The sequence below is a fragment of the Streptomyces sp. NPDC028305 genome (genome assembly GCF_055569495.1).
Genome location: NZ_JBVHTN010000002.1, coordinates 15,068 through 27,571, shown reverse-complemented (window position 1 = coordinate 27,571; position 12,504 = coordinate 15,068). Strand labels below are relative to the sequence as shown.

The following is a 12,504-nucleotide window of genomic DNA, read 5'->3' as shown; positions in this document are numbered from 1 at the left end:
GCCGTCACCACCCCGAAGCGGTGTAGACGACGGCGGTGTCCTCCTGCGGCCCCCAGGCCAGTTCGCGCAGCAGGCTGATGGCGCCCTCGTCGGGGTCGATGAGGCGGATGCCGCGGCTCGCGTAGACGCGCATCAGTTCCGGGGTGACCATGCCGTTGTTGGTGCCGGTGGGCGCCCATGGGCCCCAGTGCACGGTCAGGCCCCGGCGGCCGGTGGCGTCGGACCAGTCGCGGCCGATCTCTTCGAGAGCGTCGTTGGCGGCGGCGTAGTCGCTCTGTCCGCGGTTGCCCAGGGTGGCCGCGATGCTGCCGAACAGCACCGCGAAGCGGGGGCCGTGAGGGAGCCCGCTGACGGCGTCGAGCACGGTCCTGGCGCCGTCGGTCTTCGTGCTGAAGACGCGCTGGAACGACTCCGGGGACTTCTCGGCGAACAGCTTGTCCTCGATCACGCCCGCCGCGTAGACGATTCCGTCGAGCCGGCCGTGTTCGGCGTGCACGTTCTTCACGGCGCGGTGTACGGCCTCGGTGTCCAGCACGTCCACGCAGTGGTAGCGCGCGGGGCTGCCCAGCCGGGTGAGCCGGCGAACCGTGTCGCGGACCTCCCGCTCGGCCTGGATCCTGCCGATCTCCCGCTCGACCCGGCCCGGGGATGTCAGCCCGCCCGCGATGAGCGCGGCTCGCAGGTCGGCGTCGGAGGTGGCGGCTGTCGCGAGGGCCTCTTCCAGGGAGGGCACCGGGGTACGGCCGAAGAGTTCCAGGCGGCAGCGGGCGGCGGTGGCGAGCGTGGTCGCGAACCGGGCGGCGATGCCCCGCGCGCCGCCGACGAGGAGCACCACCGATTCGTGGTCGAGTCCGCAGGCCGCGGCCTCCGCGGCGCCGTCGTCGGAGGGTCCGGCTCCGGCCGTGCCCAGGGTTCCGCGGTCGGTCTCGGTCATCCGCAGTCCGCGCCGGGTGCTCGCCGTGCGCAGCACGACCGGCTCGCGGTCGACGGAGGTCAGCTCCGCGGCGATCGCGTCGGCCGCGGTGGACGGGGCCGTTCCGGCGGGCTGCTCGACGACGCGGGCGATGGTCCGCGGGTACTCCCGGGACAGCGAGCGGAAGAGTCCGCGCAGTCCCTCCGCGGCTCCGGCGACCAGCATCCAGCGTGGTCCGGCCGCCAGGGCGGACCGGTAGAGGGGGACGGCGCCGGGAAGCACCGGCTCGGGGGCCGGGCCGCCGTCCGGGGAGATCAGGTGGATCAGGCCGTCGAAGCGGCCGCCGTCGGGTATCCCGGTGGCGGTCACCGCTCGGGCGCCGTATGAGCCGAGCCGCTCGGTGACGGACACGGCGAGCGGGCCCTCGCCGAGGATCAGGAAGGTGCGTCCGGCGAGTTCGGCGGGGGCCAGGGTGGCGGGCGCGAGGTCGAACTCCGTCATCACCAGGCGCTTCGGGGCCGTGACGACGGGTTCGGTGTCGGGGGCGCGGGTGGCGGAGCCGTCGTCCGGCGACTCCGGGGACTGCGCTGTTTCGGTTGTCCCGGGCCGTGGGTTGTCGTCCTGCCGTGCGGCGGCGATCAGTTCGGCGATGCCCGCCGCCGTACGCGCCTTGGCCAGCCGCTCCATGCCGGCGTCGTCGGTGGCGGGCAGGGCGAGCCGCTGGGCGAGCTGTCCGGCGATCTCGGCGCGCTTGATGGAGTCGACGCTCAGGTCGGCCTCCAGGTCCAGGTCGGGTTCGATCATGTCCGCCGGGTAGCCGGTGCGCTCGCCGATCACTTCCAGGACGGCCGCGAGGACGGAGTCCCCGGCCGACTCGGCCGACGCCGGGTCCGGCGCGGGCTCGGGAGCGGCGGGTGCGGCGGGGGCGGCGGGTGCGGCGGGTGCGGCCAGCGCGGGAAGGGCCGTGGCAGTCACCTCGCGGGGTACGTACTCCACGGGCGGCGGCCCGGGGCGGAGGCCGGGTCCGGTGCCGAGGTAGCCGAGCAGGACATCGCGCTGGGCGTTGATCAGCTCCCGGCTTGTGCGGAGGAATTCCCTGACCAGGGCCTCGCCGCCGGTCCCCGTCGGGCCATGGGCGGGGGCGGCGTGGAGTGGCTGTCCATGGTCTCCATGGCTGTCGGGACGGGTGGTCACCAGGGCCTCCGGGATGCGCTGGGCGGGGTGCAGGGCTGTGGCGGGGATGGCGCCGTCGGCGGTGCGGATGAGGTGGCCGTCGACGGTCCAGCCCGCGCGTCTGGGGCGGGGGGCGTAGGCCGCGTCGATCGCGTCACGGCCCTGGAACAGCCAGCCGGTGCGTACGTCGGCCCCCGCCGCGGCCAGTTCGGCGAGCGCGGAGAGAAAGCCGGTCAGCCCCGTACGGCGCCGGGTCTCCAGGGTGACGGTGCGGTGCGGGCGGTCGCCGAGGATCTCGGTGACCTGTCGGGTGAGCACCGCGCCGGGGCCCACCTCGACGAAGGTCCTGGCGCCGGCCGCGTACATGCCCTCGATCTGCTCGACGAAGCGCACCGGCGCCCCGATCTGGGCGGCCAGTTCGGCGCGTATCCCCTCGGGTCCGGCGGGATACACCCCGGCGGTGCGGTTGGACCACACCGGGATGGACGGCGCCTCGACGGGGACCGAGGCGAGCGTCGCGGCGAGGGTGTCGCCCGCGGCGGCGACCAAGGGGCTGTGGAAGGCGCAGGCCACCGGGATCCGCTGGGCCTTCAGCCCCCGGGCGCGGAGGTGTTCGACGGCCGCCGCCACGTCGCCGGTGGGGCCTGAGATCACCGTCTGGCGGGGCGAGTTGCGGTTGGCGACGACCACGGACCCCGCGCGGCCGGCCTCCTCGAGGTGTGCGGTGACGTCCGGTGCCGAGGCGGCGACGGCGGCCATGGTGCCGGGGTCGCCGGCGCCGGTGGCGGCGACGACGGACTCGGCGCGCGCCCTGCTGCACCACAGCAGTTCCTCGGGGCCGAGCACGCCGGCCGCGGCGAGTGCGACGAGTTCGCCATAGCTGTGTCCGGCCGTCATCGCCGGGCGGACACCGACCCGGCCGAGCAGGTGGTGGGCGGCGAGTCCGGTGATGCCGAGCGCGGGCTGGGCCACGCGGGTGTCGGTGACGCGATCGGCCTGGCTCTGCCGTCCGGCCTCGTCGAAGGCGGCGGGCGGGTGGAGGATCGCCGCGGCGGACTCGTCGAGGCGCAGGAAGCGCTGGAGTTCGGGGAAGGAGACGAAAAGATCGGCGAGCATGCCCGGGCGCTGGCTGCCCTGGCCGGGGAAGAGGAAGGCGATCTCGCCGGGTTCGGTGCCGTCCGCGAGGTGGATGCCGTCGTCCGGGGCGTGTTCCCCGTCGATGGCCCGGCGCAGCGATGCGGTCAGGTCCGGCACGGAGGAGGTCAGCACGGCGATCCGGGTGGGCAGGCCGCGTACGGCCGCGGGGTCGGCGCGGCGGGAGGCGGCCAGGGCGAGGTCCCGCAGCCGGGGGGCACGATGGGCGGAGCCGTCGGCCTCGGCGAGGGCGAGGAGGTCCCGGGCCGCCTTGGCGGCGGTCTCGTGGTCGGCGCCGCGGAAGAGGAACAGTTCGGCGGGCCACTCGTCGCGGGCGTGGACGGGTGGGGCACCGTCGTCGTGGGCGCGCAGGACGACATGGAAGTTGGTGCCGCCGAATCCGAAGGCGCTGACCCCGGCGACGCGCTCGGCGGGCGGCACGGGCCAGGGCCTGGCCCCGGTGTGGAAGACAAAGGGGCTGGTGCGCTCGTCCCAGCCGGGGTTCGGGTGCCGCAGGTGCAGCGTGGGCGGTTTGACGCCGTGGTGCAGCGCGAGCGAGGTCTTGATCAGCCCGGCGAGGCCGGCCGCGCACTTGGTGTGGCCGATCTGGGACTTCACCGAGCCGAGGGCGCAGCCGCCGGGGTCGGCGCCGGCCTGGGTGAAGGTCTCGGTGAGGGCGCCCAGTTCGGTGCGGTCGCCGACGACGGTGCCGGTGCCGTGCGCCTCGACCACCCCGACCTCGGCCGGTGAGATCCCGGCGTTGCGGTAGGCCCGGGTGAGCGCGCGGCGCTGGCCGTCGGCGCGCGGTGCGGTCAGGCCGAGGGCCCGGCCGTCGCTGGAGCTGCCGACGCCCTTGATGACCGCGTAGATCCGGTCCCCGTCGCGCTCGGCGTCGGCGAGCCGCTTGAGGACGACGCAGGCCACGCCCTCGCCGAGCGCGATGCCGTCGGCAGAGCGGTCGAAGGGCGCCGAGCGGCCGGAGGGGGACAGGGCGTGCGCCGAGGCGAAGAGCAGGTAGTCGTTGATGCCGTTGTGCAGGTCGGCGCCGCCGCACAGCACCAGGTCGCTGGTGCCGCCCGCCAGCTCCTTGCACGCCACATCGACCGCTGCGAGGGAGGAGGCGCAGGCGGCGTCGACCGTGTAGTTGGCGCCGCCGAGGTCGAGGCGGTTGGCGATCCGTCCGGCGATGACGTTGGCGAGGATGCCGGGGAAGGAGTCCTCGGTCAGGCCGGGCAGCTGCTCGTCCAGCTCGGGAGGCAGCTGTCCGAGGTAGGAGGGCAGGACCGTACGGAGGGTCATGGCGTTCGACAGGTCACTCCCCGCCTCCGCCCCGAACACCACCGAGGCGCGGCCCCTGTTGAAGGCGCGGTCGGCGTAGCCCGCGTCGGCGAGCGCGCGCCGCGCCACTTCCAGGGCCAGCAGCTGGACGGGCTCGATGCTCGGCAGGGAGGCGGGCGGGATGCCGTAGTCCAGCGGTTCGAAGGGGACCTCGGGCAGGAAGCCGCCCCAGCGCGAGGGGGTGTGCTCCCCCGCCCCGTCCTCGGCGTAGTAGAGGGAGGTGTCCCAGCGCGAGGCGGGCACCTCGGTGACCGCGTCGGCGCCGGACAGCACGTTTCCCCAGAAGGACGCCAGGTCGGGCGCCTGGGGGAACACGCAGGCCATGCCGACGACGGCGACGTCCAGCGGCTCGGGGGCGGCGACGGGCTCGTCCTCGCCGGTTCCGAGGGCGAGCCTGCGCCGCTCGAGGAAGGTCCGCGCGCCGGTGGTGACCGAGGCGTGCAGCGCGGCGACGGTGGTGACGTCCCACCGCAGGACGGCGACCTGCCCGGCCATGAACATGCCCTCGGAGAACTGGCGGTCCTCGCCGACCGCGCGCAGCACCCCGCCGACCCGCTCGATGCCCTTGCTCGCCAGCCGCAACCGCCCCACGTTGAGCCTCTCCAGCCGCTCCCACATCTCGCGGCCGGGCACCTCACCGGTTCGCAGTTCCTCCTTGACTGCGGCGAACTCTTCGGTGAAGGGGCTGGGCACACAGCGGGTGGCGTGGCCGGGGGCGGTCTCCAGCAGTTCGGTGTGCTCGGCTTCCCGCATCTGCTCCTGGAACAGCGGCTGTACCGCTCCCGCCGCGACGACCTCCTCGGTGAAGAGGTAAGCGGTGCCCATGAGGAGTCCGACCGCCGCGCCGCGTGCGGCCAGCGGAGCGGTCATGGCGGCCACCATGGCCGCGGACCGCTCGTCGTGCACACCGCCGGCGAACAGCAGCTGGAGTTCGGTGGCGGTGTCCTCTCCGGCGGTGGCGAGGAAGTCGTCCACCACGTCGAGCTGTGCCTGCCACAGCGCGAAGCTGGTGCGGGGGCCGACGTGCCCGCCGCACTCGGAGCCCTCGAAGACGAACTTGCGCGCGCCCGCTGCGAGGAACTGGCTGAGCAACCCCGGCGAGGGCACATGCAGAAAGGCCGAGACGCCGGCCTTCTCCAGGACCGCCGCCTGCGCGGGACGACCGCCCGCGACGATGGCGTGTGAGGGGCGGATCTCCCGGATGACCTCCAGCTGGGCGTTCTTGATCTCCTCGGCGGCGAAGCCGAGCACGCCGACGCCCCAGGGCGCGTCGCCCAGGGCCGTCCGGGTCTCCTCCAGCACCGCGCGGGTCTGCTCCGCGCCGGACAGCGCCAGCGCGATGAACGGCAGGCCTCCCTCGGCGGCGACGGCGGCGGCGAAGGCGGGCTGGTCGCTCACCCGTGTCATCGGCCCTTGGACGAGCGGGAGTTCGGTGCCGAGAGCGCGACTGCCCGCGCTGTCCGGACCGAGTACGGGGACGTCGGTGCCGAGCGAGTCGGCCACGGCCTCGCGTATGCCGCGTATCGCCGCGCCCAGCGTGCCCCAGCGCCGCTGGAAGCGTCGTGGCAGGAAGGCGTCCTGCCCGATCTCCAGCGCCACCGCGGTGTCGTCCGAGCCCGGAGTGTGCCGCCGCAGCACGCGCCGGCCGCCGGTGACCACGGTCTCCGAGCCATCGAGTCCGCTCAGCAAGCTGGTGATCTCCGCGGGCAGTTCCGCCTCGGCGAGCAGCGCGGTCTGGGTGTCCAGCACCACTCCGGCGGCCCCGCCCGCGACGGCCGCCGCCGCGGTGTGCGGGCCGATGCCGCCGCAACACCACACAGGCAGTGCGTCCGCTTCGTTGGCTTCGTCGGCTTCGTTGGCTTCGTTGGCTTCGTTCGCGAGCAACTGCTGCAACAGCACAAACGTGCTCAGCTCACCGCACCGGCCGCCGGCCTCGTGGCCGCGGGCGATCAGCCCGTGGGCTCCGGCGGCCACGGCGGCCAGGGCCTCGGCGCCGGACGTCACCTCGACGAGCAGGCGTCGCCCGGGGAAGTCGGCGGCGGTCGCCGTCGCGCCGGCGGCCAGCACCACGGTGTGGACGCAGGCGGGAAGGTCCTGCGGCGGGAAACCACGGCCGTCGGCCAGCCGTACGCCGAATCCGGCGCGCGACCAATCGGCGGCGAGCCCCAGTTGCTCACGCGCCGACCGGTCACCGGCCGTGAGATCGAGCACGCCCAGTCCGCCTGCGCGTACGGCGGCCGCGGTGAACCGTGCCGACGCGACACCGAACGGATGCACCGCGAGGACGAGGTCCCTGATCCTCGATGTGCCACCGTCAGTGCTGTTCTGGAGTATTGGCATGGAAAACTCTCCAGGAAACGAGGAAGCGCATGAAGCAAAGCTCAAGAACGACGCAAGTGGCCCGTTATCCGAGATACGCGAGGGCGTGCACGGGGAAAAGGGCAAGATGAGCTGCCATGAGTCAAGCGCCTCGGAAAGGGTGGGGGGTAAGGCGTCCGAGAGCGGGTAGCGGCAGGGACATTACTACGAAGTACAGCCACCGCGCCCGGCTTATTCGGTTACAGCTTGGTGTCGACGGAGCAATGCCGCGATCAGTTCGTTCCACCCCTCCCCCGCATGTCCCCGGACAACACTGTTGAGATTCCCGTTATGCTGCTGGACTCCATATACATTTCCCTGGTCGGCTGGCAGGCTCGCGCCCGAAGGACGAAATAGGCGCCGAGAAGCGGTTGACAGGACTGCGCGATCCTTATTACGGTCCGCCGAGTCGACACCCGGGATTTCGCCGCGGGTGATCTGATCACGGAACTTCAGGGCCGGCGCTTCGGCCGACAGTTCCGCCACTAAGACCGCACCCACACTCCAGGAGTGAAGAATGCGCTCTTTAAGAAATCGCAAACGCCTCGCGTCCCTCTCTCTCACGCTGGCCACCCTCTGCCTGGCGGCCACGGCCACATCAGGTGCGTACGCCGCCGACGCCGAGCCGACGACGGCGTCGGCCGGCACGTACGTGGCACTCGGCGACTCATACGCCGTCGGGCCCGGCACACGCGTCTACGACAACCCCGACGACCCGTGCCGCCGCGGCCCGTTGACGTACCCCCGGCTGTGGGCACAGCAGCACCCCTCGTACGCCTTCGTGGAGGCATCGTGCTCCGGGGCCACCACGGCGGAGCTGACAAGCCGGCAGGTGCCGCAGCTCACCGCGGACGCCACGCTGGTGACGGTGCAGGTGGGCGGCAATGACGTCGGCTTCGTCGAGGTGCTGAAGAACTGCATCCTCACCATCGACGACAAGGACTGCGTCGCCGGAGTGGAGGCCGCGAAGGCCGCCGCGACCAGCAATCTGCCGAGCGCGCTGGCGAGCACCTACGCGTCGGTGCGGGCGAAGGCACCCAACGCCAAGGTCGTGGTGGTGGGCTATCCGCGGCTGTACACGATCGGCGGCAGCTGCGGGATCCTCGGGCTGAGCGACACCGAACGCACGGCGCTCAACTCGGCCGCCGACACGCTCGACTCGGTCCTGGCGGAGCAGGCCACGAAGGCCGGGTTCACCTTTCTCGACCCGCGTGCCGCGTTCGACCCGCACACCATCTGCTCGCGCGGCGAGACCTGGGTGACAAGTCTGGAGTGGAGCAAGATCAACGAGTCCTACCACCCCAATCAGGCCGGGCACCGTGACGGATACCTGCCCTTGCTGACCGCCCTCGCGGGCTGACCACAGCGGGCTGTGCGGCGATGCCGGACAGCCCGCTCCTTTCTCGCCGGACCCACCGCCCCGCGAGCCCGGCAACCCCCTCCCGACCCGACGGGCCCTGCGCGGGCTCGGTTCCTTTTGAGGCGGTTGATGCCGCATTCCCTCACACGTCGCTCCCGGTAGTCGACCGGAGCGCACTTCGACGCGCCACTTCAGCCCGGGCAAAGTCCTATACATCTGAATCCTCAGTGGCATCATCAGGGCGTACAGATAAGCAACATGACGTGCGGCGGTGACTTTTCGAGCGGCACACGCGTTGGCACACCTTCAGTACGTCGAGGACGGGGCAGCGAGATGTCGCAAGGAGTCCGGGCACAACAGCGGGAGCAGACACGACAGACCCTGCTGCTCGAGAGCAGGCGGCTGTTCTCGGAGCTCGGATACGGCGCCGTGGTCCTGTCGCAGATCGTCGGCGCGGCGGGCGTGACCAAGGGCGCGCTGTATCACCACTTCGCCAGCAAGTCCGACCTGTTCCGTGCCGTGCTGGAGCAGGTGCAGCAGGAGGTGGGCGAGCACATCGCCGTCACGGCAGATGTGCGGGAGGACCCCTGGGACCGGCTCATCGTCGGCTGTCAGGCGTTCCTCAACGCCTCCACCGATCCGGCGGTCCAGCGCATCCTGCTCATCGACGGGCCGGCGGTTCTCGGCTGGAGCGAGTGGCGGGCGATGAACGAGGCCACCTCGGGTGGGCACCTGACCGAGGTGCTCGTCGACCTGATCGAGGAGGGCACGATCGCCGCACAGCCGGTCGAGCCGCTCATGCATCTGCTGTCCGGTGCGATGAACGAAGCGGCTCTGTGGCTGGCGACTTCGGGGAACCCCCGCGACCTGGCGGACACCGCGAAAGCGCTGGCTCAGCTGCTGGAGGCGCTGCGCGCGCGGTGAGACGAGGGCGATGGGGCGCGCGCCGTGCGCTCCGGGGTGCTGTGGGCGCAGACGAAGCAGCCGCCCTGACCGCGCCGGATGTTGTTCAGTGTCGGCGCGCCGATGTGACCGCACCTCGTGCAGCGGCACTTCCACTGGTCGCGCACCCGCCCGGGAAAAGGTTCGAGAGGTTCCATGCCGATCGCGCGCATCTGCGCCTCGGCGGCCACCGGATCCACCGGCGCCCGGCCGGCGCAGGCGAGGCATCCGCCGCCACCGGCTCGGATCTTGAACAGTCGGGGGTAGACAATGTGGCCACAGGCCGTATGGCGGCAGCGCCACTTCACTCGGGCGCCCGGATAGGGCTCAAGCGGTTCGAAGCCCGCCGCCCGCATGTCCACCTCCGCCCTCTCCCGGCCGGCGGCGCGTCGCCGTTCACCGGCGGCGGTCCATCCGCAGTAACGGCAGCCCGAATTCAAACCGGTGCGCACCGAGGTGAAAGTGGGTGCGACGCGGTGTGCTCCCTTGGTGCAGCGGCAATCCCAGGCCACATTCGCCCCCGGGTAGGGCGCCAGTGGTTCAAGGCCCGCCGCGCGCATCACCGCGGCCGCGGTCTCGGGGTCAATTCTTCCGGGCATGGCACGTCTCTCTCTCAACCGCGAGAATCGCGTCCCGTGCGAGCACTGATCGGTCGGCGGTGCGATGACGTGGATCCGGACACATGGGGACACGCTCCAGTCTTCTCCTGTCCGACATCTGCTTCGGGGGTGGTTCGAACCGCGCGCACCAGTGGTTTCTGTGCGTCCGACCACGGCCGGGCGGGATTGGTTCGACCAGGGTGAGTTCACGGGGTGGCAACCCGGCGGCCGAGGCCGACATGCCACTCCCCATTTCGCGTACCGGCAGCATGTAAAAGTTAGTGACATACCGTCGGTATGTCAACACAGGACGTCCAGGCGGCCCGTACCCATCCGGGCCACCTGGAACGTCAACAGAGTTGGTCAAGAGGCCCGTTCGGCGGTTTCGGCGACCGGCTCGGCACCGGCGGCGGACTCCTCGCCGACACCGGTGGGAGGGCTCTTGATCACCACGGCCACCAGGACGGCGCTGCCGAGCGCGAGCAGCGCCCCGATGCCGCCGATGACGTTCATGCCCTCGGTGAAGGCGGCCCGTCCGGAGTCGACGAATGCCGCGGACAGGTCCGCGGGCAGGTTCTTCGCCGCCTCGAGTGCTCCCGCGAGAGTGTCGCCCGCGCCGTCCGGAACCCGTGCGGGAACGTCCACCTCGCCGCGGTACACGGCGGTGCCCACGCTGCCGAGCGTGGCCACGCCGAGCGCCATGCCCAGCTCGGTGCTGGTCTCCGAGAGGGCCGAAGCGGACCCCGCCTGCTCGGGCGGGGCCGATCCGACCACGATGTCGGTGCCCAGGGCCACCAGCGGGCCACCGCCCGCGTAGGCGAAGGCGAAGCCGGTCACCACCTGCGCGACCCCCGACGAGCTGTCGGCGAGCGCCAGCATCCCATGGCCGACGGCCGACACGACCAGGCCGGCGGCGACGACGTACGCGGGCCGGAACCTGCTCGCGGCGACCGGGGACAGCACGGACGTCACGATCAGCGCGAAGGCCGCCGGCAACAGGTACAGGCCGGCCTTCATGGGCGACAGTCCGCCGACGAGTTGCAGGTACTGCGTCACGAACAGATACGTACCGCCCGCCACCAGCATGCTGAGCAGAAGTGTCACGAGTGCGGTGCGGAAGGTGGGGTTGGCGAAGAGGCGGAAGTCCAGCAGCGGACTGTCCAGTGTGCGCTGCCGGCGGACGAAGACGACCGCGACGACCAGACCCACGACGAGTGCCAGCCCCGGTACCGCGGACACTCCGTCCTTGGCGATCTCCTTGAGCCCGTAGATCACCGGCAGGATGGCCGCCAGGGACAGTGCCACGCTGGCCAGGTCGAGGCGGCCGGCGTCCTCGTCGCGGTACTCCGGGAGCAGCAGGGGGCCGGCCACCAGCAGCAGCGCCATGATGGGCACGCCGAGCAGAAAGACCGACCCCCACCAGAAGTACTCCAGCATGGCGCCGCCGACCACCGGGCCGAGCGCGACACCTACGGAGAACATGGTGACCCAGATGGCGATGGCCATCCCCCGCTGCCTGGGGTCGGGAAACATGTTGCTGATCAGGGCGAGCGTGGACGGCATCAGCGTGGCGCCGGCGATGCCGAGCGCCGCCCGCGCCGCTATCAGCATGGCCGGGTCGGTCGCGTACGAGGCGACAACCGAGGCGACTCCGAAGGCCGCGGCGCCGATCAGCAGCAGCTTCCGGCGGCCGATGCGGTCGCCGAGCGTGCCCATCGTGACCAGGAAGCCCGCGATCAGGAAGCCGTAGACATCGATGATCCACAGCATCTGGGTGGCAGACGGGTCCAGCGCCTCGCTGATGTGCGGCACCGCCAGGTGCAACACACTCACATCGATGGAGAGCAGAAGCGTGGGAAGCGCCAGCACGGCCAGGCCCAGCCACTCGCGTGGGCCGGCCTGGCGGGGAGAGTCAGCGATGCTGCTCAAGGTCTTTCCTTCCAAGTAAGCCGCGGTCCTCGGCCACCAGATGGCGAGCGATGACCGCCGCGTTGGCGTGTGCGTACAGATAGAAGTGGCCGCCCGTGAACATCAACCGGCGGAATCCGCCGGTCGTTTCGAGCGACCACAGGTGCAGCCGCTCGGCGATGACGACCGGGTCGTCCACCGCGCCGAGGGCCAGGACGGGCACGCTGGTCCCCGACAGCGGCCGCTCGTACCGTTCCATCGCCTCGAGGTCGGCCCGGACGGCGCGCAGGGTCGGCTGGACGAGGTCCGCCCGGGCCATGAACCCGGGCACCATGCCGCCGATGTCCCGCAGATGCTCCAGCAGTTCCGGGTCGCTCCTGAGGTGTGCGAACGGCGGCTCGCTGGGGAAGCACGGGGGCTGGCGGGCCGACACGGCGAGCAGGGTGGGCGCAAGGCCCTTCTGTTCCATGGCCCGGGTGAGTTCATAGCCCAGGACGCTGCCGAAGCTGTGCCCGATGACCGCGTACGGCAGCGGTTCCAGGTCCGCGAGATCACGGCTGAGGGCCTCGACCAGCGGCTCGACGCGGGTCAGGGGCGGCTCGCCGATGCGCGCGCCGCGTCCCGGCAGCGATGCCACCAGGAGTTCGACATCCGCGGGGAGCACCTGCCACCAGGAGCGGAAGGCGGACGGCCAGCCCCCGGCGTGCGGGAGGGCGACCACGCGGCGGCGGGGAGGCGGCCCGGTTCCGGGCGCACCGGCCCGCGGTCTCATCCACCAG

General features: G+C 71.9%; 5 protein-coding genes. 2 read left to right on the top strand and 3 right to left on the bottom strand.

Annotated elements, in window-relative coordinates:
• Window positions 1-4: 4 nt before the first annotated feature.
• Window positions 5-6,898, bottom strand: a complete 6,894-nt coding sequence (locus ACZ4WQ_RS06965; RefSeq protein WP_398374033.1) for an SDR family NAD(P)-dependent oxidoreductase — start codon at window positions 6,896-6,898, stop codon at window positions 5-7.
• A gap of 535 nt (window positions 6,899-7,433) precedes the next feature.
• Here ACZ4WQ_RS06965 and ACZ4WQ_RS06960 point away from each other — a divergent pair.
• On the top strand, window positions 7,434-8,276 hold the full coding sequence (locus ACZ4WQ_RS06960) for an SGNH/GDSL hydrolase family protein (RefSeq protein WP_398374032.1): 843 nt from the start codon (window positions 7,434-7,436) through the stop codon (window positions 8,274-8,276).
• A 333-nt stretch (window positions 8,277-8,609) separates the two neighbouring features.
• Window positions 8,610-9,200: a TetR/AcrR family transcriptional regulator gene (locus ACZ4WQ_RS06955; RefSeq protein WP_311721826.1), complete on the top strand. Its 591-nt coding sequence runs from the start codon at window positions 8,610-8,612 to the stop codon at window positions 9,198-9,200.
• A 980-nt stretch (window positions 9,201-10,180) separates the two neighbouring features.
• Here ACZ4WQ_RS06955 and ACZ4WQ_RS06950 read toward each other — a convergent pair.
• Complete coding sequence (locus tag ACZ4WQ_RS06950; RefSeq protein ID WP_394816678.1) at window positions 10,181-11,761, bottom strand: MFS transporter; 1,581 nt, start codon at window positions 11,759-11,761, stop codon at window positions 10,181-10,183.
• Entirely contained in the window at window positions 11,730-12,497 is a 768-nt protein-coding gene (locus ACZ4WQ_RS06945; protein ID WP_311721823.1) for a thioesterase II family protein, read from the bottom strand. The genes ACZ4WQ_RS06950 and ACZ4WQ_RS06945 overlap by 32 nt, the downstream gene beginning before the upstream one ends.
• Window positions 12,498-12,504: the final 7 nt, after the last annotated feature.

Bases quoted from the DNA above. Each gene is read 5' to 3' on its own strand.
- ACZ4WQ_RS06965 (WP_398374033.1), bottom strand. From the start codon at position 6,898: ATGCCAATACTCCAGAACAGCACTGACGGTGGCACATCGAGGATCAGG.
- ACZ4WQ_RS06960 (WP_398374032.1), top strand. From the start codon at position 7,434: ATGCGCTCTTTAAGAAATCGCAAACGCCTCGCGTCCCTCTCTCTCACG.
- ACZ4WQ_RS06945 (WP_311721823.1), bottom strand. From the start codon at position 12,497: ATGAGACCGCGGGCCGGTGCGCCCGGAACCGGGCCGCCTCCCCGCCGC.
- ACZ4WQ_RS06955 (WP_311721826.1), top strand. From the start codon at position 8,610: ATGTCGCAAGGAGTCCGGGCACAACAGCGGGAGCAGACACGACAGACC.